Source organism: Dietzia alimentaria 72, assembly GCF_000226215.1.
GTDB lineage: Bacteria > Actinomycetota > Actinomycetes > Mycobacteriales > Mycobacteriaceae > Dietzia > Dietzia alimentaria.
In genome coordinates this window covers 217540-239692 of sequence record NZ_AGFF01000007.1, presented here as the reverse complement: position 1 = coordinate 239692, position 22153 = coordinate 217540, and the positions used below count along the sequence as shown (strand labels likewise).

Genomic DNA, 22153 nt, shown 5'->3' with positions numbered 1-22153 from the left:
TCGACACTACCGGGGCGCCCGGGCTCCTTCGATCACCGCGTCGACCGCGCCGCCTTCCCGCACGAACACGCCGACCCGACGACGCAGTGGCGACTCCGTGCGCTCGTATCCGAGAAGGCGGAAGCCCACCTCGGCGGCCACGTCGCGGACGGTGTGCTCGGGCAGATCGACGTCGGAGGTGGGGACGACGACGAGGTCCGCACGTCCCAACATCCTGATCAGTCGCAGACGACGCGTCTGTTCGTCGCCCCGGCGACGCAGTACACCGCGGACAGCCACCGCGGCGAACGCGGCAAGCCAGGCCGTCAGGGGCAGCAGCGCCAGGACCACGAGCACCCAGCCCGCGTTCACTGCTGCCTCCTGAAGTGCATGGGCTCGACCCACGGGCCCTGCAGCGCGAGGGACTGGAGACCTCCGACGGCTTCCAGTCCCCTGCTCCGGGCCGCCGCCAGGATGACCAACCGGGGAAGGCGCACCTCCCAGGGGCGGATGACCACCTCGTCGTCGGCCCCGTCCAGGAGTGCCGCGAGCGCCGCCGCGCGTCGGCCGTGCCTCCCCCTGTACGACCGCTCCAGGCCGCGCACTGTGCCCACCGGGTCGAACCTCCGCATACCCGGAATCCTACTGCGCCGGACCGCCTGGCCGGGCGAGCGAGCTACTCGGACGAGATCTGCTCCTTGGCCCACTTGTAGTCGGCCTTACCTGCGGGCGAACGCCGAATCTCGGGCACATCGACGATCGTCTTAGGGACCTTGTAATTGGCGAGCGACCCGCGCAGGAACTCGGTGAGCTCCTCATCGGAGGCCGACTGGCCCTCCCGGAACGACACCACGGCGGCGACCTTCTGGCCGTAGCGGTCATCGGGAGCTCCGGCGACCAGGGCATCGTGGACCGCCGGGTGGGCCTTGAGCGCCTGCTCGACCTCCTCCGGGAACACCTTCTCGCCACCGGTGTTGATGGTGCCCGAGCCGCGGCCGAGGAACACGATGGTGCCGTCCTCGCGGATCTGCCCCATGTCACCGAGCACCGATACGCGGTGCCCCTCGACCACGGGGAACGTCTTGGCGGTCTTCTCCGGATCATTCCAGTAGCCCACGGGGATGTGTCCGCGACGCACGATGTAGCCGATCTCGTCCGAGCCGGGCCTGATCGGGTTGTTCGACTCGTCGATCAGGCCGATCCTGGCGCTGGACGGGATCGTCAGCTCGGACTTGTCGGTGATCGCCAGCTCGCCGTCGTTACCCGACTCCGACGCACCGAAGTTGTCGCGCGTCATGATGTTGGGCAGGACCTCGAGGAGACGGTCACGCGTGGCCTTGGACCAGATACCGCCACCCGACGCGACCATGAACAGTGAGCTGAAGTCGAGCGTGTCTTTGTTGGCCACGATCGCGTCGGTGATGGGTACGGCCATGCCGTCGCCCACGAACACCAGGATCTGTCCCTGACGTTCGGCGACCGTGCGGACGATCTCCTCCGCGTCGAAGTCACGGAACATGAGCAGGTGCCCACCGAGGTTGACAAACGTGAGCAGGGTGAACAGTCCGGCACCGTGCATGAGCGGCGCCGAGACGACCACCTTGAGGCCACCGCCTTCGGCCGATACGTGCTCTGCGACCTCGGCCGGGCTGTGGCGCTTGTCGCCGTACGGGTTACCGCCGGACAGGCATGCGTAGTAGTAGTCCGAGTGGTTCCACTGCACTCCCTTGGGGAAGCCGGTGGTGCCGCCGGTGTAGACGATCCACTTGTCGTCGCCCCGGGCGGGCTCGAAGTCCCGCGCGGTGGAATGGGTGGGCATCTCGGCGTCCACGTCGACCAGCGCGAGACCGTGCTCTGCACACGCGGCGGCCAGGACCTCGGGCACTCCGCCCACGGAGTAGATCGTCCGGACGGTCTCGAGCTTGGGCACCGCGGCCGCCATCGTTTCGGCGAACTCGGCGTCCACCATGACGCCGGACGACTGCGAGTCGTTGAAGAGATAGACCAACTCGGCCGGGGTGTAGCGATAGTTCACGTTGATGCCCGCGACCCGGATCTTCATGGTGGCAATGATCGCGGCCATGTGCGTCGTGCTGTTCTTCATGTACAGCGCAAGATGGCTGCCCGGCTCGGCGCCGTGCGCCTTGAGCATGTGCCCCATCTGGTTGGCCAGATCGTCGACCTGTCGATAAGTGTGATCCACCCCGTCCACGGTGAGAAGCAGGTTGTCAGGGGTCTTGTCCACAACGGCCTCGAACACCGCGGCCTGGTTCATGTCCGGGTTGGTTCCGGCGAGTGGGTCGTTCGACTTATCGGCAACGGCGTCGGTCATCGGGAAGAGTCCTTTTCGAGGGGGTGAGATGTGGCTGTTCTCACATTGTGACCTGAACTTGTTCTCATGTCTACACGGCCTATCTGGCCTGCGATAATCGTTTATAACAGAAACACGTTCTACGGCCAATGGTGGGGTCCCCGGCGATTCGTCCCGCCCCCCTCTCCCCGACCGCCTACATTTCCCTCATGAGTGGATCGCGGTCCCGGCGTGCCGGAACGTCTTCTGACGGAGGTCTGCAACTACCCCGGTCGACGGGATCCGGCGACGTTCCCCAGGACGGCAAGTGGGCAGCAGACCGGGAGGCCGACCGCCCGTCCCACCGGAAGCCCGCACTGGGCGGCCCGGGCGAGCATGGCACCCTGCGCTCGCGTGGATTGGCCGGAGGCCTGCGACTGTTCGTTCGACCCGCCCTCGACCGCATGCCCGCCACTGATGTCTCCCTGAACAGATTACGTGCCCTGACATCGGGCGCGGGCCGGGCCGCTGCGCTCGAGACGACCAACGACTGGTCGTCTGACGGCCCGGTGCCCGGACTGTGGGTGGGCCGCAAGCGGTTCTTCGACTCGGACAAGGTGATCTACCACCTCCACGGCGGCGGATTCACGTTCGGATCACCGTGGTCGCACAAGCCCTTGGCCTCGCGGATCGCTGCGGAGACCGGCGTCCCCGTTTTCCTACCCGACTACCGGCTCGCCCCCGAGAACCCGCACCCCGCGGCCACGGAAGACGCCGTCGCCGGATGGGAGTGGCTCATCGACATGGGCTTCCCGGCGGAGAACATCGTGGTGGCGGGCGACTCGGCCGGCGGCAACCTCGCCATTCAACTGGTGGCCCATCTCGAGAGAACCGGAGGGGACATGCCAGCCGGCGTAGTCCTCCTCTCCCCGTGGGTGGACCTGGACTTCACCGACATGACCGCCCGCGACAAGGCCAAGAAGGACCCGTTCCTGGCTCTCGGGCTCGCGGAGCTGTGCCGCGCCCAGTACGCGCCGGGCGTGGACTCCGCAGATCCGGCCATCTCCCCGATCCAGTACACGCCCTCGCCGGACTGGCCGCCGTTCCTCATCCAGTGCGGTGGTGCGGAGATCTTCAGCGGCGGGATCGAGACGATGGCCGAGAACTTCGCCGAGCACGACGTGATCCACGAGTTCCAGCTGTGGCCTCACCAGTTCCACGTGTTCCAGGTGTTCCACCCGTTGGTCCCGGAGGCCAAGCTCGCGGTGCGCGACATCGGGTCGTTCGTGCGCGGCTGCCTGCGCGGCTGACCGCGCAGGCAGCCCCGGCAGCCACTCAGACGGTGAGCACCAGCCCCGAGGTCGGCACGCCCGTACCGGCGGTCACGACGAGCCTCTCGGCGCCGTCGACCTGGTTCACCGACTCACCGCGCAGCTGCCGGACCCCCTCGGCGATGCCGTTCATGCCGTGGATGTACGCCTCGCCCAGCTGGCCGCCGTGCGTGTTCAGTGGCAATCGACCGCCCACTTCAAGAGCACCGGGCTCACGGACGAAGTCCTTGGCCTCCCCGCGGCCGCAGAAGCCCAGTTCTTCGAGCTGCATGAGGACGTAGGGCGTGAAGTGGTCGTACAGGACCGCCATGTCCATATCTTCAGGACGCAGGCCCGACTGGGACCACAGTTGGTCGCCGACGATGCCCATCTCGGGCAGTCCCGCGAGCTCCGGCCGGTAGTACGAGGTCATGATGTATTGATCCGGGCCCGAGCCCGAGGCCGCGGCGGCGATCGAGACCGGCTTGTGCGGCAGATCCCTGGCCCGCTCGGGAGTAGTCACCACTATCGCCTGGCCGCCGTCCGACTCCTGGCAGCAGTCCAGCAGGTGCAGCGGCTCCGCAATGTAGCGGGAGTTCTGGTGGTCGGCGAGCGTGATGGGCTTGCCGTAGAAGAACGCGGCCGGATTGGCGGCGGCGTGCTTGCGGTCCACCACGGCAACGCGGCCGAAGTCTTCGCTGGTAGCCCCGTACTCGTGCATGTAGCGCTGGGCCACCATGGCAACGAACCCGGCGGGCGTGGACAGACCGTGCGGGTAGGAGAAGGCGTTGTCGGTGCCGGAGGAGTTGACCTGCTGCACCAGTGCCGAGTTGACCTGCCCGAACCGCATTCCGGAGCGCTCGTTGAACGCGCGGTAACAGACGACCACTTCCGCGACGCCCGTGGCAACGGCCATGGCTGCCTGCTGCACGGTGGCGCACGCCGCGCCGCCTCCGTAATGGATTCGCGAGAAGAAGTTGAGGTGGCCGATGCCGGCGGCGCGGGCCACGGCAATCTCGGTGTTGGTGTCCATGGTGAACGACACCAGGCCGTCGACGTCCGAGGGCTTGAGCCCGGCGTCAGCCACTGCGGCCTGCACGGCCTCCGCTGCCAATCGGAGCTCAGAGCGGCCGGAGTTTTTGGAGAAGTCGGTGGCGCCGATACCGACGATCGCCGCCTTGTCGGCAAGGGTGCTCACTGCGGGTCTCCATTCATGTAAAGGGTCGCGGTCGAGGTGACGTGTGCGCCCAGGGAGTCATTGCCGACGATCTTCAAAGTGACTAGGCCGTCTGCCGCGATCTCCGTGACCTCGCCGGTCAGGATGAGGGTGTCGTAGGCGTACCAGGGCACGCCGAGGCGGAGCTTGATGGAGGTGATCCGCGCCTTCTGTCCGGCCCAGTCGGTGACGTACCGCTGCACCAGGCCGGTATCGGTGAGGATGTTGACGAAGATGTCCTTGGAGCCCTTCTGATGGGCCAGGTCACGATCGTGGTGAACATCCTGGAAGTCACGCGTCGCCAGGGCTGACGCCACGATGAACGTGGGGGTGCCTTCGACCTGCAGTTCGGGGAGAGCGTCCCCCACCGCAACGGTCGGCGGTTCGGCCGGGCAGACCGCGTCGGTCACAGCACTGTTCTCGCTCACTTGGCGCCACCTTCCGCGACTTCGGGCATTTGACGGTCGATGGGCGGGGCCCCGGCGGGCCGCCACGCGTACAGCGTCCACGGCTCGGTGCCGAACGCGGCGTCCTCGCTGGTGTCTCCGGGCATGTCGAGGAACTCCACCTCGACCTCCATGCCGATCGTGACCTCGGCAGGGTCGACATCGCGCAGCTCGCCGAGCATCCGTACGCCCTCGGACAGCTCCACCAGAGCGATCACGAATGGGAACCGAGTGCGGCCCGGGACCCGTGGGGCGTGATGGGTGACGAAACTGAACACCGTGCCGCGACCGGAGGCCACGACGTAGTCGGTCTGCTCGGTCTTGTCCTTCCACAGCGCTGGCACGGGCGGGTGCTGCAGCGAGCCGTCCTCGCGCTTCTGGATGCGGAGTTCATGAGCGGCAACGCCGTCCCAAAAGAAGCGGGTGTCCTGAGAGACGGATGGGCGCATGACCTTGCCCACCACTAGGTCGTCGGTGGCCGAGCAGGAGCTCGCCACGATCTGATCGGCGGCGGACGCGGGTGTCTGTGCTTCCTTGGCCGGCGGACGGAACTTGAGAATCCGGAAATCCATCTCGGCCACCACCTCGTTGCCCACACTCCAGTAATTGCGAGTAGTGAAGAACCAGCCTTCCCCCAGGCCGGTTTTCTTGGGACCCACGACGTCGGTCAGTTCCGAGGAGATCGTCACCTCCTCGCCGGGCCTCGTGTAGCGGTGGTAGGTCGAATCGCAGTTGGTGGCCACGACGGATGTGAAGCCCTCGGCGTCGAGGAGGTCCGTCATCCGGCCGAGCGGGTCGTCGGACTCGCGCGTCTTGCCGAGTCCGCGCATGGTCCACACCTGCGCCATCGCGGGCGGCGCCACGAGTCCGCCGTGACCGGCCGCGACGGCCGCGTCCTCGGACTCGTAGATCGGGTTGGCATCGCCGATCGCCTCGGTCCAGTTCCGGATCATCGGCATGTTGATGGGGTCGCGGCCCGCACGGGGGGCGCTACCGCCGGAGGCGCGGACCTCCTCGGCCGCGGCGAGTATGCGGCCGGCCTGCTCGTCACTCATGGGTGCCTTCTCGTTCGGTTGTGGGAGGGGGTCTAGCGGGAGGTGCGGGGCATGCCGAGACCTCCCATACAGACCAGTTCGCGCATGACCTCGTTGACGCCGCCACCAAAGGTGATCACGACGTTGCGCTTGTTCATCATGTCGAAGTAACGCTGCAGTTCCGCGATGCGGGGATGGGTCGGGTCGCCGAACCTCCCGATGAGTTCCTCGACGATCCGGCCCAGGTGCTGGATCTGCTCCGTCGAGAACACCTTGGAGGCTGCGGAGTCGGCCATCGAGGGGTCGTCGCCGGCCGAGGAGACCTGCCAGTTGACGAGTTCGTTGAGCCGCACGATCGAGAAGATCTCGGCCAGGCCGTCGCGAACCTCGGGCCGGTCCAGATAGCGCACCCCGTCCGGGCCGGTGCCCCGGGCCCAGGACGCCAGCGCGTCGTAGTACCCGCCCGGACGACCGGACGGCGCCAGCATGACGCGCTCATGGTTGAGCTGGGTGGTGAGCATCTTCCAGCCACCGTCGACCTCGCCCACCACCATGTCCGCCGGGACGCGCACGTCGGTGTAGTAGGTGGCGTTGACGTGGTGGGCGCCGTCGCAGGTGATGATCGGCGTGAACGAGAAGCCGGGGTCGGTGGTGTCCACGATGAAGATCGTCAGCCCGCGGTGGCGGGAATCCGGGGTGCCGGTGCGGGCTGCCAGCCAGACGTAGTCTGCGTGGTGCCCGCCGGTCGTCCACATCTTCTGACCGTTGATGATCCAGTCGCCGGTGGCCTCGTCGCGCTTCGCGGTCGTGCGCAGAGCGGCCAGGTCGGTGCCGGCATCGGGCTCGGAGTAGCCGATCGCGAAGTGGATCTCACCGGAAAGGATCCCGGGCAGGAACTTGTCCTTCTGGGCCTGGGTCCCGTAGTTCTGCAGCGTCGGTCCCACCGTCTGCAGCGTCACCGAGGGCAACGGGATGTCGGCGCGGGTGGCCTCATTGGTGAAGATCAGCTGCTCGATGTGCCCGAAACCCTTCCCGCCGTACTCGGTGGGCCATCCGACGCCCAGCCAGCCGTCGCGGCCCATACGCTTGACGATCTCGGCATAGGTGTCACCGTGGCGGGTGGTGGCGATGTCCGCCGCCTCCTGCGGCGAGATCAGTGTAGAGAAGTATTCGCGCAGCTCCGCCTGGAGCGCCCGCTGCTCGGGCGTCAGGTCGATGAACGCGCCCTCCGAGGCCGCGCCGGCGTCGGTGGCGGCGGGCGCCACCTGCTCGACCGGGTCCGCGGCGACCGCCTTACCGAGTGCGTCGAGGTGCAGCTGCGCGCCGCCGACGAACCTGGCCAAATCCTTGACCGCGGAGGAGAACTTGAACATCGGGTAGGTGACGTCCACCCCGACCCCACCGTGGAGGTGATGCAGGATCTGCACCGCCCGTGGCCCCTCGGTCGCCAACCAGTAGGCACCGATCGCCGGGTCGGTCTCGTATCGGTCACCCGGTCCGGCCAGTCCCTCGGAGACGCGCCACGCCACCGACTGTCCGATCACGTGCAGCGTCTGCGAGATGATGTAGACGTCCGCGAGTTCCTGCTGGACCGCCTGGAACGATCCGAGCGGCTTACCGAACTGCACCCGGTCCTTGAGGTAACCCGCCGTCATGTCCAACGCGCCGGCGATCAGCCCGTCGCCGTGCGCGATGCAGGCCGACAGGACGAGACGTCGGAACACCTCGAGGGCGGGCTCTGATCCCGCGCCGCGCAGTACCTCGTCGTCATCGACCGGGGTGGCCTCGAGCCGCATCGCGTACTCGGGCACCCCCAGCGAGCCGAGGGTGGGGGTCAGGGTGACTCCCGGAGCGTCCGGGGCGACGACGACGAGGGCGGTCCCCTCGGACGTTGTCGCCGGAACCAGCACAGAACTCGCCTGGGCCGCGTACCGCACGGCGGTGACCGTTCCCGTGAGCTTCCCTCCGTCCAGACGCACCGTGGGCTCGAGCGGGAGCGGGCTACCCGGCTCGGCGACTGCCGCGGTGATGATGCGCCCGTCCTCGATCCCGGACAGCAGTCGCTCCTGTTGCGCCGGCGAGCCCAGAGCGATGATCGGCAGGACACCGAAACCCAGCGTCTCCAGGGCGGGGATCACGACGCCGGCTCGGCCGACCTCCTCCAGCACCACGGCGATATCGGCGGCGTTGAGGTCATCGCCACCGAGTGCCTCGGGCAGCCCCAGGGACAGCAGTCCTGACTCGGCGAACGCGGTCCACAGGCGCTCGTCGTAGCCCGCGTCCTCGACGCTGCGGCTGGGCAGTGCGGTGAGCAGTTCCTCGGCCGGGGCGGCCGTGGAGAGCGCGCCTGCCACGGCCTCGGCGACGGCTGCCTGGGTCTCGGTACGGGTGAAGTCCACGGGGGATCAGTCCTGTTCGGGTCTGGGAGGGGTGTGCAGTAAGAGGTTGGCGAACTAGTCGCGCGGCAGGCCGAGGATGCGCTCGCCCACGACGTTGAGCAGCACCTGCTCGGTGCCACCGGCGATCGAGAGGCAACGCACCATGAGGAACTTGCGCCCCTGCTCGGTGAACTCGACGCCGCGGGTTCCGGTGAGTTCGAGCCCGAACTCCGCAACGTCCTGGCGGTGGCGCACGCCCACGATCTTGCGGACCGAGGACTCCGCGCCCGGGCCGGACCCGGTGAGACTGCGCAGGGCGGTCCGCAGGTCGAGCAGGTTCCCCACCACGCCGTCGGCGATGTGCTTGCCGAGCTCGTCCAAGACCAGTGCGTCGCCGGCGACCCCGGCGGTCTCGATGAGGCCGATGATCTCCTCGGCCGCGTCACCGAGCGACGAGCCGCCACCCATGGCCACGCGCTCGTTGGCGAGCGTGGTGCGGGCGATCTTCCACCCTTCGTTGACCGTGCCCACCTGGAATTCGTCCGGCACGAAGAGGTCCTCGAGGTACACCTCGTTGAACAGCGCCTCGCCTGTGATCTCGCGCAGCGGCGAGGTGCGGATGCCCTCGGAGCGCATGTCCACGAGGAAGTAGGTGATGCCCTTGTGCTTGGGCGCGTCCTTGTCGGTGCGCGCCAGGCACATGGCCCAGTCGGCCTCGCGTGCCAGCGAGGTCCACACCTTCTGACCGTTGAGCTTCCAACCACCGTCGACCTTCTCCGCGGTGGCGCGCAGCGCGGCCAGGTCTGAGCCGGCGCCGGGCTCCGAGAACAGCTGGCACCACTTGACCTTCCCGGCCATGGTGTCGCGGACCAGGAGATCGGCGTGCTCGGGAGCCGCCTGAAGGATCGTCGGGACGGCCCAGCCGCCGATGGTGATGTCGTGGCGGGCCACTCCCGCGGCCTCGAGTTCCTCGTCGATCATGAGCTGCTCGGCCGGCGACGCACCCAGGCCCCACGGCTCGGGCAGGTGGGGCATGAACAGCCCGGTGTCGGCCAGAGCCTGCTTGCGCTCGTCGCCGTCCACGGCGGCGACCTTGGCCACCAGGGCCTTGATCTCCTCGCGCTTGGCGTCGATGCCCTCGATCTCGGAGAGATCGATGTCCAGGTGGCGTCGCCTGCCCGCCAGCGTGAGGTCGGCGAGCGAGCGGCGCCAGCGGGATGCACCACCGATCGCCTGGCGTAGTGCGCTCGCCCGGCGCATGTAGAAGTGGGCATCGTGCTCGAACGTGAACCCGATGCCGCCGAGGATCTGGATGCAGTCCTGTGAGTTACGCACGGCGTTGTCAAAAGCGAGCGCACCGGCCACCGACGCGGCCACGGCCAACTCGGAGTCCTCGGTGCCCATGTCCTCGGCCGCGACGGCTGCATCCCAGGCGAGCGCTCGGACCTGCTCGGTCCGGCACAGCATGTCGGCGGCGAGGTGCTTGATGGACTGGAAGGAGCCGATGGTGCGGCCGAACTGTTCGCGGATCTTGGCATAGTCCACCGAGGTGGTGAGCGTGTACTCGGCCACACCGGCGGCTTCGGCGGCAGCGAGGGTCACGAACAGCTGATGGACGTCGTCCGTGGTGATCCCCTCGAGGATCCGGTCTGCCGGGACCTGCACGCCCTCCAGGCTCACGTGACCGAGAGAAGCGGAGATGTCGAACGGGGTCGCCGCGGTCACGCTGACACCCTCGGTTCCGGCATCGAGCAGCGCCCAGCGAGTGCCGCCGTCGATCTCGACGGGAAGCAGCAGACCGCCGCCCGTGGTGCCGCCGTAGGCGAGGCCCGGGTCACCGGTGACCGCGCCAGATCCGTCCAGAGTTGCCACGCCGATGCCCAGGCAGATGCCGACGGGCAGGCCGCCTTCGGCGATCTTCTCCCCGAGCGCCTGGGCCACCGCACCGCCGGCGCGGGAGACCAGCACGCCGGTCACGGCCGTCGACAGAACCGGGCCGGGTGCCATGCGAGCCGTCGCGGCCTCGAGCATGCAGGCGAGATCCACGATCTCGGCACCGGCACCACCGAACTCCTCCGCCACCGCCACCCCGAAGAGGCCGAGCTCGGCCAGCTGGGACCACAAGGCCTTCCAGGCGTCGGGGTCGTTCTCCTGGGCGCGTACCGTGTCCACTGGATTGGCGGACTTAGCCCAGGCCTTGATCGAGTTCTGGATCTCGGTCTGATCCGGGGTGGTGGCGATGCTCACGGGGTGCTCCTCGGCGCGACTGGGGTGGTGTACCTGACCTACGTGGACACTCCGGTCCACGCTCTCCTCGACATAATAGAACCTGTTCTAGGAAACGTGTTCTAGAATGCACGAGCGGGGCCAAACCTGTATACCCGGGCCCCACACACAGACCATCACACTGATCCGACAGCGCAGAAGGTTCTGGATGACCAAGAGCTCGATCGAGACCGGCTCCGACCCCACCCCGTCGGGCCCCGCCACCCGGGGTGACGAGCCTTCCACGTCGTCACAGCGGGAGCGTCGTCGTCGGATCCTCGACGCCACGCTCGCCCTCGCCGCCAAGGGCGGGTACGAGGCCGTACAGATGCGCGCCGTTGCAGAGAAGGCCGAGGTCGCCGTGGGCACCCTCTACCGCTACTTCCCTTCCAAGGTGCATCTGCTGACCTCCGCCCTGGCCCGCGAGTTCCGTCGGCTGGACCAGCGCACCGAGCGCAGCGCCCCGCCCGGCGACACCGCCCAGGAACGCATGAAGGTCGTGGTGGACATGATCACCAAGTCCATGCAGAGCCAGCCCAACCTCACCGAGGCCATGACCCGCGCGTTCATGTTCGCCGACGCGTCCGTGGCCACCGAGGTCGAAGAAGTGGCCTTCTACATGGACCGCATGATCGCCCGCGCGATGGCCCAGGGCGAGCCCGACGAGGTGCAACTGTCGATCGCACGTGTCATCTCGGACGTGTGGATGTCCAACCTCGTCTCCTGGTTGACCCGGCGCTCCACGGCCGCAGACGTCAGCGCCCGGCTCGGTATGACCATCGACCTCATCCTGGGCACCGACGACTCGCCCCGGCGCGCACGCCTGCACAACGCGATCGCGAGCGGGAACGGCGATTCCGAGGCCCCGCTCGACCGCTGACGACTCCGTCAGGGAACCGTAATCGGAGGGACCTGACGGACCACGCCTGATACGTCAGCCGCCCAGCGCAGCGGGCCGTCGGCGGGCACCCACCCGGTGAGAAGATCTGCGACCTTGGCCGTCATCTCCCTGCTGAGTCGCAGGAAAGAAGACTCAGGCTGTTCGTCGACTTCACCGAGAATGAGCCACCATGCCCAGGCCACGGCGCCAGCGTTGGCCACGAAGTCGGGTAGTACGGCGATGCCGCGAGCGGTGAGGTCGAGCTCGGCATCCATCGTGGTGGCAGCGTTCGCGGCCTCCACCACGATCGGAGCGGTCACCCGGACACAGTTCTGCGCCGTGATCGCGTACGAGACCGCCGCCGGGACCAGGATGTCCACATCCATACCCAGGATCTCGTCGCGGCCCATCTGCCGCACCCGGGCGGGCACGGCAGCGCGGTCTATCTCGCCGTAGCGGTCCCGCGTCTCCAGCAGTGCTGGCACATCCAGGCCCGCGGGGTCATAGAGGGTGCCACCGGCGTCAGCTAGTGCGACCACCCGCATTCCCGCCTCATGCAGGTACCAGGCCGCGCCACCGCCCATGGTGCCCACCCCTTGGACCGCGACCGAGGTGCGCTCGACCTCCATCCCGCGGACATACGCCGCGGCCAGGCAGGCCTGGGCCACTCCGTAGCCACCGATCACGTCGCCGAGCAGACCGCCCGGGACCTCTGCGTTCAGACCCCGGTAGATGCGCTCGGCCGTGGCCGCACGGTTCGTCGAACGTTCGATGGCCGCGTGGTACGACTGGCGCATCCCGAGGCGGGCGAACACCTCGTCGATGAGTTGCTGCGTCACGCCCAGGTCCTCGGCGGTCACCCAGTGCCGGTCGAGGAACGGGTGCATGGCCTCGAAGAAGCGGGTCAGCACGTCCACCGCGCGCGGGTCCTTCGGATCAAAGTCGATTCCCCCCTTCGCACCACCGATCGGTAGGTCGAACGCGGCGGTCTTGCGGGTCATCCCGCGAGCCAGATCCTCGACCTCACGCATGGTGCAGCCAGCGCGCATGCGAGTGCCGCCGGTGGCCAGGCCACCGACAAGCGTGTCCACAACGAGATAGCCGCGAGCTCCGGTCTGATCGTCCTCCCAGTGCAGCCGCAGATACGGCTCACGGGTGGGCGACGTGCCGCCGGCCGGGCTCGCCGCGAGGGCGCCCGTCTGGCTCGGTGTGGTGCCGGGAATCTCGAGAGAAGTCAAGGCGCTCGCCTCCTTGGACGATAAGGGAAAAGCCCGGTTCGGGGCTGCACCCCAAGCATGAACCCGCAGGTGGCACCGGGTCTAGAGGTATTTGGTGGACCCCACCTTTCACTTTTCCTGCACGGTCCGCTCCCCCGGCCGCGTTCCCGTCCTACGCTGCTGTTCATGGAGCCGTCCCTGCACCGCCTCAGGTTGCTCCGCGAACTGGAGCGGCGGTCGACCGTGACCGCGGTGGCCGCCGCACTGGACTACACCGTCTCGGCGGTGTCGCAGCAGCTTGCGCTCCTCGAACGGGAGGCGGGGACCGCCCTGTTCGAACGGCGTGGCCGCGGCATCGCCCTCACCGACGCCGGCCTGGTGCTGGCCGAGCACGCACGGACGATCCTGGCCGCGGTGGAGGACGCCGGCCACGCCATGGAGTCGGCCCGCGCCGGGGTCGGCACCACGTTGACAGCCGGGGTCTGGGCTTCGGTCGCCACGACGCTGCTGCCGGCGGGGATCCGGGTGTTGGCGCGCGATCATCCGGGCATCGCGGTGCGTTCTCGGGAACTCGCGCCGGAAGACACAACCGGAGCGGTCCGCGACGGCTCGCTCGACCTGTCGTTCGTACTCGACTACTCCACCTACCTGATGGCGGACGTGCCCGATCTCGCGCGCGTACCGATCGCGGTAGAGACCCTGCATGCGGTGGTCCCCCGCGGTTCGTTGCAGTCCGAGAAGGCCTCCCTGGCCGATCTGGCCGCTGCTCCTTGGGTGATCGCCCACCCGCGCTCGCACTACGGGCGGGCTGTCCGTATCGCCTGCCGGGACGCCGGTTTCGAACCCGATGTCCGCCACGAGGCCGGTGAGCAGTCCACGGCGCTGGCACTTGTCTCAGCCGGTCTCGGCGTGACCCTCGCCTCCGACCTGGGTCTGAGCACATCCTCGGCGAACGTCGACGTGCTCCCGTTGAGCGATCCCCTTACCAGGACCGTGTCCATCACGCACCGCATACGGGACGGTCGCCGCGGGCCGTTGCAGGCCTTCATCGAAGCGTTCAGGGAGGCCGCGCTTGAGCTGGGACTGGCGCCGCCCGAGCGCCTGGCCTGAGCCGGATCGGGGCTGGATCAGGGCCGGCGGGCGAGGAATTCCGGCCTCGGCGGGGTCCCCGCGTACGGCTCGGACAGCCCGTTCTCCACGCTGTTGAACACCACAAAGACGTTCGCTCGCGGGATCGGCGTGATGTTGCCGCCGGAGGCGTGCAGGGCGTTGCAGTCGAACATGGTCATGGACCCGGCGCCGCCGGTGAGGACGTCGAGTCCGTGCGAGCGGTACAACTCGGCGATGTGCTCCTCCGACGGCACGCCCACCCGGGGCGTGGTGGAGACGAGCGACTCCCGGTAGTAGTCATCCGGGGTTTCGCCAGCGCACTGGACGAAGTATTTCTGGGTGCCGGGCATGATCATCAGCGGCCCGTTGTAGACCTCGTTGCGGGTCAGCGCGAGCGAGGCGCTGCAGGCGCGTGGTCGGGGCATGCCGTCCTCGGCGTGCCAGGTCTCGAAATCCGAGTGCCAGTAGAAGGCGCCGCCCGCGAAGCCCGGCTTGTAGTTGAGGCGGCTCTGGTGGACGTAGACGTCGGAGCCGAGGATCTCGCGGGCCAGCTCGATGGCGCCGGAGCGGTTGACCGCCTCCCACACCACGTCGCTCAGCTCGTGCACGTCGAAGATCGAGCGCACTGCCTCACTGCCGGACTCGCGGATGACGCGGGGGTCGTCGGCCATGGCGGGGTCAGAGCCGATCCGCCGCATCTCCTCGAGGCAGGCATCGACCTGCGCGCCGTCGAGAGCGCCCTCACGCTGGATGTATCCGCGGTCGGCGAAGCGGGCGATCTCGGGGTCGTCGGTCCCGGACCACACCACCGGGTCCGGACGGTCGAGGATGGCCGGAGCTCCGCTCACACGGGTTGTGTAGTCATCGACGGCCAGTGTCATGGTTCTCCTCTCGGTCGGTGACGCTTACTTTTCGCGTCCTGAATCCGACCGTAGAAGGGGCTGTGAACACTGACAACCGGTCAGCCGCTCGCGTATCCTCGACCCTTGTCGATCGCCGGGCCCGGGTCGCCGCCGGACAGCCATGTGCGCAGGTGGCGGCGGAACTGCTCGGAGAGGGTGTCACGCCAGCCGGTCACGTCACCAGACATGTGCGGGCTGATGTACGCGCCCTCGAGCGTCCAGAGCGGGTCCGCCTCGGGGAGGGGCTCGACGACGAGGACGTCCAGATGCGCCTCGAGCCTGCCGGTCGCGATCTCGTCCGAGAGCGCCTGCTGGTCCACGAGCTCACCGCGGCCCACGTTCACCACGTGGGCGCCGTCGGGCAATGCCGCGAGCTCGGCGGGCCCGAGCATCCCGCGTGTGGCGTCGGTCAGGGGTGCCACCATCACGAGGTGGTCCACCTCGCCCAGGTGCTCGGCCAGGCGGGCCGAATCCAGGACGGTGCCGAAGTCCTCGTCGTCGTCACGCTGTCTCCGCCCCGCCCCGCGGACGTCGAGCCCGACCGCCCGGAGGAGACGCGCGGTGGCCCGTCCGATCCCGCCGGTTCCCACCACCAGTGCCCGCCGGCCCGCGACCCGGGTGGTCTCGCGATGACGCCAGACGCCCGCCCGCTGCAGGGCCTCGGTCTGGTGCAGGAGCTTGTCGTGGGCCATGACGCAGGCCAGCACATACTCGGCGATGGGCCCGTCGAACACGCCCTTGGCATTGGTCACCAGGACGTCGGAGTCTCTCAATTCGTCGAATAGCAGCTTGTCCACCCCGGCGGCGGCCACGTGAATCCAGCGCAGGGCGTCGGCGGCGTGCCAGGCGGAGGCGAGGGCTCCGGAGAAGATGTCCCAAACCCACAGGATCTCGGCTCCTGGTAACGCCTCCGCGAGGGTGTCCGCGGTGCATTCGCGCACGTCGGCGACCTCGCGGACCTCATCGAGGCCGGTCGGTGGCAGCACGCCGTCGGCGGTGAGCAGGACAACGGTGGGTCGGGTCTCGGACTCAGCGTTGGGCGTCATGGCCCCACCGTAGCGATCGCAGCACGCGTGGCACCTGCATCCGCACCCGCGCCTGTACGCCCGTCACACAGGCGCGACTGTCGATGAACTCGCGCGACCGCCGCTGCACACGCGCGAGTTCATCGACGGTCGCGGATGCTGCGGGCGGGGCGGAGGCAGCCTTGACGGCACACATCAACGCTCACGGCGCCTCGCGAATCAAGGATCGTCGGATTGTTGACAATCTTGCCGGCTGGTCACAGACTGGCGATATGACCGCGCACCTGTCTCCCCTCCTCAAGCAGGCCACGCCCGTCGTGGTGGACCACGCCCTGGGCTCGTGGATCCACGGGACGGACGGGCGTGACTACCTCGACTTCACCACCGGCATCGGCGTGACGAGCACCGGCCACTGCCATCCTGACGTCGTGGCCGCAGCCCGCGAGCAGTGCGGGAAAATCATCCACGCCCAGTACACGACCGTCATGCACACGCCGCTGCTCGAACTCACCGAGAAGCTCGGCGAGCACCTGCCGGAGGGCATCGACTCGGTCTTCTACGCCAACTCTGGTTCCGAGGCCGTCGAAGCAGCGGTCCGCCTGGCCCGTATGGCCACCGGGCGACCCAACATCGTCACCGTGCAGGGAGGATTCCACGGCCGCACTGTGGCCGCGGCCAGCCTCACCACGGCCGGCACCCGCTTCTCCGCCGGCTTCGCCCCACTCATGGGTGGAGTGGTGATGACACCGTTCCCCCACGCACTGCGCCACGGATGGACAGTGGACGACGCCGTGGACTTCGCACTGGCCGAACTCGACTACCTCATGGCCACCCGGGTCGACGCCAAGGAGATCGCGGCGTTTCTCATCGAGCCCGTCCTCGGCGACGGCGGCTACATGGCCACTCCCCCGCGTTACCTGCAGGGACTTCGCGAGCGAGCAGATGCGATCGGCGCGCTTCTGGTCTTGGACGAGGTGCAGGCCGGCATCGGACGCACCGGGCGGTTCTGGGGCCATCAGCACACCGAGGACCTGGTGCCCGACATCATTATCACAGCGAAGGGCATCGCCTCCGGCTTCCCCATCTCCGCCATCGCCGCCCCCGAGTCGCTCATGGCCAAGGCCTGGCCCGGGTCCCAGGGCGGCACGTACGGCGGCAACGCGGTGGCCGCCGCAGCCGGCGTGGCGACCCTCGGAGTGGTCGAGCGCGAGGACCTGGTGACCAACGCGGAAGAGCGCGGAACGCAACTTCTCAGCGGTCTGCGGCGTAGCCTCGGCGACGTGGCCCAGATCTGCGATATCCGCGGGACCGGACTCATGCTGGGAATCGAGTTCGGAGACCCCACCGCACCAGCCGGCAGCGCGGGTGCGCTCGAGGCCGCCCGCCTGGCCGGGGCCGTGCAGCAGGCCTGCATCGACGAGGATCTACTCACCCTGACCTGCGGCCCCACCGGCTCCGTGGTGCGCGTCATCCCCGCGCTGGTGGTGACCGCCGCCGAGGTGGACACGGGCGTCGAGCGCTTCACCCGCGCCGTGCACCGGGTGTGCAACGGGGCGGCGTGACCACCGGGGCCCCCACCGAGGTCGCGGCGGAGGCGCTGGTCGCCGAACTCGTCGCGGTGGGCCTCGCGCCCGAGGCCGACCCACGCCGGGTGGCCGAGTATTCGTACGACGCCTCTAACTACCGCGTCGTCCCGCACGCCGTGCTGTTCCCGCGGTCCGAGGCCGAGGTCGCCGCTGCGCTGAAGGTGTGCCATCGGCTGGGCGTGCCCGTGACCGCGCGTGGCGGCGGCACGTCGATGGCCGGCAACGCCCTCGGGACCGGCCTCATCCTGGACCTGTCCCGGCACATGCACCGCGTACTCGGGGTGGATGTCGACGCCCGGGTGGTGACCGCTGACGCCGGCACGGTACTGACGGACCTGCGTGCCGCGGTGCACGATGCCACGGGGGGCCGACTCACGTTCGCACCCGATCCCTCCAGCCAATCCCGCGCCTGTGTGGGTGGGGCGATCGGCAACGACGCCTGCGGCAATCACTCGGTGCGCCACGGCCGGACCGCCGACCACGTCGAATCACTGCGCCTGGTGACCGCCGACGGCCTGCGCGTGACCGCCACCCGGTCCGGCATCGAGGCCACCGATCCCGACGACGACGCCGCCGCCGCGCGCGCGGAGCACCTGACGACCGAACTCGCCGACCTCGCCGCCACACACCTGGCAGCGATTCGCACCGAGCTCGGCCGCATCCCGCGCCAGGTGTCCGGTTACCACCTGCGGCACCTGCTGCCCGAGGAGCGCTTTGACGTGGCCCGCGCACTGGTCGGATCCGAGGGCACGTGCGCGATCGTCACGGCCGCCACTATGCGGATCGTGCCGCGCTCGGAGGAGACAGCCTTGCTGGTGGTGGGCTACGCCGACGTGGTGGAGGCCGCTCGCGACGTGCCCGCCATCCTGCGCTTCCATCCTACGGCCGTAGAGGGAGTGGACGAGGTGATCGTCGCGACCATGCGCGAGCGCCGCGGCGCCGACTCCGTGGCCGACCTCCCGGACGGGCGGGCGTGGTTGTTCATCGAACTCGACGACGACGGGGGCTACCATCCCCCGGGCTCCGCCGCCGGTGCGCTCGAGGCGCGGGTGGCGGAACTGGCCGATCAGCTGACGCGGTCCGGTCACGCCGTCGAGGCCCTCGTCGTGACGGACCCGGTGGCCCGCGCCGACCTGTGGCGGGTCCGCGAGGACGGAGCCGGCCTGAGCTCCCGCCTTGCCGACCCCGCCACCGGCCGGATCATCGAGTCCTGGCCGGGGTGGGAGGATTCCGCGGTCCCACCCGAGCGACTGGCCGACTATCTTGACGAGTTCCGCGACCTGCTGGACGACCACGGCCTGACCGGCGTGATGTACGGCCACTTCGGCGCCGGATGCATGCACATCCGCATCACCTTTGACCTACGCACCGACGACGGCCGGGCGGTCTTCCGGGCCTTCTGCACCGACGCCGCGCGCCTGGCCGTGCGCCACGGGGGATCGCTGTCCGGGGAGCACGGCGACGGCCGGGCCCGGTCCGAACTGCTGCCGATCATGTACTCGCCCGAGATCCTCGGCGCCTTCGACCGCTTCGCCCGCACCTGGGACCCCGCCGGCATCCTGGCCCCCGGAGGGCTCACCGCCACCCGCCCGCTGGACGTCGACCTGTCCCTGGCCGGCGTGCCCGACCGGCGTTACCCGCACGACCTGGGGCTGCTCACCTCCTCCGACGGTGCCCACCCGGTCCAGGCGTGCATAGGCGTGGGCCGCTGCCGCACCTCCACCGGTGGCGTGATGTGCCCGTCGTTCCGCGCGACCGGGGACGAGAAGGACTCCACCCGCGGCCGCGCCCGCGTCCTGCAAGAGGTCGTGCGCGGCACCCTGCCGATCGACGACCCGGCCGTCGAGGAGTCCCTGGACCTCTGCCTGGCCTGCAAGGCGTGCTCATCGGACTGCCCCACCGGAGTGGACATGGCCACGTTCAAATCCGAGGCGCTGCACCGCCGCTACAAGAACCGACTCCGGCCCCGCGAGCACTACTCGCTCGGCCTACTGCCCCTGTGGCTGCGGGCCACCACTCGGGTCGCCGGCCCTCTCAACGCCCTCATGGGCTTGAGGGCCGGTCGGGCCGCAGCCAGGCTGGGCGGGGTCGCGTCCGACCGCACCCTGCCCCGCTTCGCGTCCGCCCGCCACCTGCGCGACGAGTTGGCCCGCGTACCCGACAGCGTGTGGACCGCCCCGCACGCGCCCGCCGGCCCCGATAACGGGACCACTACCCGCACCTCCGCCGAGGTCGTGCTGTTCCTCGACTCGTTCACCCGCGGGCTGCGACCCGGGGTCGCCGGCGCGGCCGCCCGCGTCCTCGGCGGCTCGCACACCTCCGTGGCCTGCAGCGCCCGCCACTGCTGCGGCCTCACCCACGTCACCACAGGCCGACTGGACGCAGCCCGGCGCACCATGACACGGACCGCACTGCACCTCGACGCGATCCGCGGGCCCGACGGGGCGGAGGTCCCCGTCGTCGTCGTGGAACCGAGCTGCGCCGCCGCCCTGCGCGGCGACATGCCCCGCCTCCTCGCCGAGGGCCCCGGCTCCCCCGTCGACGCCGCCACCGCCGCCGCTGCCCGCCGCGTCGCCGCCCGGATCCGCTCGTCGGCCGAACACCTCGGACACCTCGCCGCCGACGGACGCGCCCCCGCCTGGCCTGACGGCATCGCCCCGGACCGCGTGACCGTCCAGCCGCACTGCCACGAATACTCCACCTTCGGCAATCGCGTGCAGCGCGCCACCCTCATCGCCCTGGGCGTGGGTTCCGTCCGCGAGGCCACCGGCTGCTGCGGCGTCGCCGGAGACTTCGGCTTCACGATCGGGCACGAGGCCGTTACCGCGGCTGTCGCCGAACAGGCCCTCGGCCCCGCCCTACGCGCTGACACCGACGCCCCCGTCCTCACCGACGGCTTCTCCTGCGCCACCCAGGTGGACCACCTGGCCGGCACCGACCCGAGCACCGGCGCCCGCGCCGGCCAGCATCTGTTCGAACTCCTCGACCCCGACCCCGCCCCCAGGAGGCAGTCATGACCCGATCCGCAACCGACATCATCGCCGGACTCGGCACCGGCATCCACGTGGACGGCACCTGGCGCGACGCCAGCTCCGGAGCCACCTTCCAGGTCATCAACCCGGCCAACGGTCAGGTCGTGGCGAACGTCGCCGACGGCGGGGACCGAGACGCCACCGCCGCCATCGAGGCCGCCGGCCGGGCCCAGGCCGGTTGGGCCGCCGTACCCGCCCGCGAACGCTCCGAGATCCTGCGCCGGGCCTTCGAACTACTCACCGAACGCGCCGACGAGCTCGCCCTGCTCATGACCACCGAGATGGGTAAACCCTTGGCCGAGGCCCGCGGCGAGGTCACCTACGGAGCCGAGTTCTTCCGCTGGTTCTCCGAGGAGGCCTGCCGCATCCGGGGGGACGCGCGCCGCTCCCCCGACGGTAAGACCCGGCTCATGGTGACCAGCGAACCCGTGGGCCCCTGCATTCTGATCACCCCGTGGAATTTCCCGTTGGCCATGGCCACCCGCAAGATCGGTCCGGCCATCGCCGCCGGCTGCACCATGGTGTTCAAGCCCGCCGAACTTACCCCGCTGACCTCGCTCTACGTGGTGGACCTACTCCGCCAGGCCGGACTGCCCGACGGCGTTCTCAACGTGGTGTGCACGTCCGACGCCGGCAGTGTGGTGGAGCCGTGGATCGACTCCGGCATCGCCCGAAAACTCTCCTTCACGGGGTCCACGCCCGTGGGCCGCAAACTACTCGAGCAGTGCGCGCGCGGTGTCCTGCGCACCTCCATGGAACTCGGCGGCAACGCGCCGTTCGTGGTGTGCTCCGACGCCGACTTGGACGTGGCGGTGGACGCCGCCATGGCGGCCAAGATGCGGAATATGGGCGAGGCCTGCACGTCCGCGAACCGAATCCTCGTGCATTCGTCGGTGATCGACGAGTTCGGACGACGCCTGGCCGAACGGATGGCCGCACTCACCGTGGGCGACGGCGCCGCCGACGGCACCGACGTGGGCCCACTGGTCGAGGAGAAGGCCGTGACCAAGGTCGTGGACCTGGTCGACGACGCCGTGCACCGCGGCGCAGAGGTCCTCACCGGCGGTACGCGCGGGGACGGGCCCGGCTTCTTCTACCCGCCCACCGTCCTGACCGGCGTCGCCCCCGACGCCCAGCTGATGACCACCGAGATCTTCGGCCCGGTGGCCGCCCTCATCTCATTCGATACCGACGACCAGGCCGTTCAGATGGCCAACGACACCGAGTTCGGGCTGGTCTCGTTCGTGATGACCGAGAACCTCGACCGCGCGCTGTCCATGTCCGAGCGTCTGGAGGCGGGAATGGTCGGCATCAACGTGGGCGTGGTATCCAACCCCGCGGCCCCGTTCGGCGGGATCAAACAGTCCGGACTGGGTCGCGAGGGCGGTCTCAGCGGTATCGAGGAGTTCATCGAGACCAAGCTCGTCGCGATCCCGGTGCGCTGAGCCCGGGGCCTCCGAGAGGACCCGGCACCGCCCGGTAG

The 22153-nt window shown here is 69.2% G+C and carries 17 protein-coding genes and 1 pseudogene; 6 read left to right on the top strand and 12 right to left on the bottom strand.

Going from position 1 to position 22153, the window contains the following annotated elements; genetic code table 11:
• Nucleotides 1-6 precede the first annotated feature (6 nt).
• Genes ON04_RS03555 through ON04_RS03545 form a run of 3 tightly spaced genes read right to left on the bottom strand, consistent with a single transcriptional unit; the run spans nt 7 to nt 2311 of the window.
• Nucleotides 7-351: a hypothetical protein gene (locus ON04_RS03555; protein WP_010540209.1), complete on the bottom strand. Its 345-nt coding sequence runs from the start codon at nt 349-351 to the stop codon at nt 7-9.
• Nucleotides 348-611, bottom strand: coding sequence for a hypothetical protein (locus ON04_RS03550; protein ID WP_010540208.1), 264 nt, complete (start codon nt 609-611; stop codon nt 348-350). Before ON04_RS03550 ends, ON04_RS03555 begins: the two co-directional genes overlap by 4 nt.
• Nucleotides 612-655: 44 nt before the next feature.
• Nucleotides 656-2311: an AMP-binding protein gene (locus ON04_RS03545; protein ID WP_010540207.1), complete on the bottom strand. Its 1656-nt coding sequence runs from the start codon at nt 2309-2311 to the stop codon at nt 656-658.
• Between the two features lie 188 nt (nt 2312-2499).
• On the opposite strand from ON04_RS03545, the gene ON04_RS03540 reads away from it, so the two are divergent.
• Nucleotides 2500-3579 (top strand): alpha/beta hydrolase, encoded by a 1080-nt coding sequence (locus ON04_RS03540; RefSeq protein ID WP_033444043.1) that lies wholly within the window; start codon nt 2500-2502, stop codon nt 3577-3579.
• Nucleotides 3580-3604: 25 nt separating this feature from the next.
• On the opposite strand, the gene ON04_RS03535 is transcribed toward ON04_RS03540, so the two are convergent.
• The 6 genes and pseudogenes from ON04_RS03535 to ON04_RS03515 form a co-directional block, all read right to left on the bottom strand.
• Nucleotides 3605-4777 (bottom strand): lipid-transfer protein, encoded by a 1173-nt coding sequence (locus ON04_RS03535; RefSeq protein ID WP_010540205.1) that lies wholly within the window; start codon nt 4775-4777, stop codon nt 3605-3607.
• Nucleotides 4774-5223 (bottom strand): MaoC family dehydratase, encoded by a 450-nt coding sequence (locus tag ON04_RS03530; protein ID WP_010540204.1) that lies wholly within the window; start codon nt 5221-5223, stop codon nt 4774-4776. The genes ON04_RS03535 and ON04_RS03530 overlap by 4 nt, the downstream gene beginning before the upstream one ends.
• The gene (locus ON04_RS03525; RefSeq protein WP_010540203.1) at nt 5220-6296 is read right to left on the bottom strand and encodes a bifunctional MaoC family dehydratase N-terminal/OB-fold nucleic acid binding domain-containing protein; all 1077 of its coding nucleotides are present in this window, start codon (nt 6294-6296) and stop codon (nt 5220-5222) included. Before ON04_RS03525 ends, ON04_RS03530 begins: the two co-directional genes overlap by 4 nt.
• A gap of 32 nt (nt 6297-6328) precedes the next feature.
• The gene (locus ON04_RS17270; protein WP_337998983.1) at nt 6329-7540 is read right to left on the bottom strand and encodes an acyl-CoA dehydrogenase family protein; all 1212 of its coding nucleotides are present in this window, start codon (nt 7538-7540) and stop codon (nt 6329-6331) included.
• Nucleotides 7541-7594: 54 nt separating this feature from the next.
• A pseudogene (locus tag ON04_RS17265) lies at nt 7595-8629 on the bottom strand (acyl-CoA dehydrogenase family protein); the annotation flags it as partial.
• 99 nt (nt 8630-8728) lie between these two features.
• Nucleotides 8729-10900 (bottom strand): acyl-CoA dehydrogenase family protein, encoded by a 2172-nt coding sequence (locus tag ON04_RS03515; RefSeq protein ID WP_010540201.1) that lies wholly within the window; start codon nt 10898-10900, stop codon nt 8729-8731.
• A gap of 187 nt (nt 10901-11087) precedes the next feature.
• On the opposite strand from ON04_RS03515, the gene kstR reads away from it, so the two are divergent.
• The gene (kstR, locus tag ON04_RS03510; RefSeq protein WP_010540200.1) at nt 11088-11798 is read left to right on the top strand and encodes a cholesterol catabolism transcriptional regulator KstR; all 711 of its coding nucleotides are present in this window, start codon (nt 11088-11090) and stop codon (nt 11796-11798) included.
• An 8-nt stretch (nt 11799-11806) separates the two neighbouring features.
• Here kstR and ON04_RS03505 read toward each other — a convergent pair whose 3' ends face one another.
• On the bottom strand, nt 11807-13036 hold the full coding sequence (locus ON04_RS03505) for a Glu/Leu/Phe/Val family dehydrogenase (protein ID WP_010540199.1): 1230 nt from the start codon (nt 13034-13036) through the stop codon (nt 11807-11809).
• Between the two features lie 165 nt (nt 13037-13201).
• Between ON04_RS03505 and ON04_RS03500 the strand changes: the two genes are divergently transcribed.
• Nucleotides 13202-14125: a LysR family transcriptional regulator gene (locus ON04_RS03500; protein WP_010540198.1), complete on the top strand. Its 924-nt coding sequence runs from the start codon at nt 13202-13204 to the stop codon at nt 14123-14125.
• Between the two features lie 17 nt (nt 14126-14142).
• On the opposite strand, the gene ON04_RS03495 is transcribed toward ON04_RS03500, so the two are convergent.
• The gene (locus tag ON04_RS03495; protein WP_010540197.1) at nt 14143-15006 is read right to left on the bottom strand and encodes a phytanoyl-CoA dioxygenase family protein; all 864 of its coding nucleotides are present in this window, start codon (nt 15004-15006) and stop codon (nt 14143-14145) included.
• A gap of 80 nt (nt 15007-15086) precedes the next feature.
• The gene (locus ON04_RS03490; RefSeq protein WP_010540196.1) at nt 15087-16073 is read right to left on the bottom strand and encodes a D-2-hydroxyacid dehydrogenase; all 987 of its coding nucleotides are present in this window, start codon (nt 16071-16073) and stop codon (nt 15087-15089) included.
• Nucleotides 16074-16324: 251 nt separating this feature from the next.
• On the opposite strand from ON04_RS03490, the gene ON04_RS03485 reads away from it, so the two are divergent.
• The 3 genes from ON04_RS03485 to ON04_RS03475 are packed head-to-tail and all read left to right on the top strand — an operon-like array spanning nt 16325 to nt 22115.
• The gene (locus ON04_RS03485; RefSeq protein WP_029457641.1) at nt 16325-17614 is read left to right on the top strand and encodes an aspartate aminotransferase family protein; all 1290 of its coding nucleotides are present in this window, start codon (nt 16325-16327) and stop codon (nt 17612-17614) included.
• On the top strand, nt 17596-20655 hold the full coding sequence (locus tag ON04_RS03480; protein WP_010540194.1) for an FAD-binding and (Fe-S)-binding domain-containing protein: 3060 nt from the start codon (nt 17596-17598) through the stop codon (nt 20653-20655). The genes ON04_RS03485 and ON04_RS03480 overlap by 19 nt, the downstream gene beginning before the upstream one ends.
• A complete protein-coding gene (locus tag ON04_RS03475; protein ID WP_010540193.1) occupies nt 20652-22115 on the top strand; it encodes an NAD-dependent succinate-semialdehyde dehydrogenase in 1464 nt (487 codons plus the stop codon). Before ON04_RS03480 ends, ON04_RS03475 begins: the two co-directional genes overlap by 4 nt.
• Nucleotides 22116-22153: the final 38 nt, after the last annotated feature.

Coding starts and splice junctions, on each gene's coding strand:
- ON04_RS03550 (WP_010540208.1), bottom strand. CDS start 611: ATGCGGAGGTTCGACCCGGTGGGCACAGTGCGCGGCCTGGAGCGGTCG.
- ON04_RS03545 (WP_010540207.1), bottom strand. CDS start 2,311: ATGACCGACGCCGTTGCCGATAAGTCGAACGACCCACTCGCCGGAACC.
- ON04_RS03495 (WP_010540197.1), bottom strand. CDS start 15,006: ATGACACTGGCCGTCGATGACTACACAACCCGTGTGAGCGGAGCTCCG.
- ON04_RS03525 (WP_010540203.1), bottom strand. CDS start 6,296: ATGAGTGACGAGCAGGCCGGCCGCATACTCGCCGCGGCCGAGGAGGTC.
- ON04_RS03475 (WP_010540193.1), top strand. CDS start 20,652: ATGACCCGATCCGCAACCGACATCATCGCCGGACTCGGCACCGGCATC.
- ON04_RS03485 (WP_029457641.1), top strand. CDS start 16,325: ATGACCGCGCACCTGTCTCCCCTCCTCAAGCAGGCCACGCCCGTCGTG.
- ON04_RS03500 (WP_010540198.1), top strand. CDS start 13,202: ATGGAGCCGTCCCTGCACCGCCTCAGGTTGCTCCGCGAACTGGAGCGG.
- kstR (WP_010540200.1), top strand. CDS start 11,088: ATGACCAAGAGCTCGATCGAGACCGGCTCCGACCCCACCCCGTCGGGC.
- ON04_RS03540 (WP_033444043.1), top strand. CDS start 2,500: ATGAGTGGATCGCGGTCCCGGCGTGCCGGAACGTCTTCTGACGGAGGT.
- ON04_RS03490 (WP_010540196.1), bottom strand. CDS start 16,073: ATGACGCCCAACGCTGAGTCCGAGACCCGACCCACCGTTGTCCTGCTC.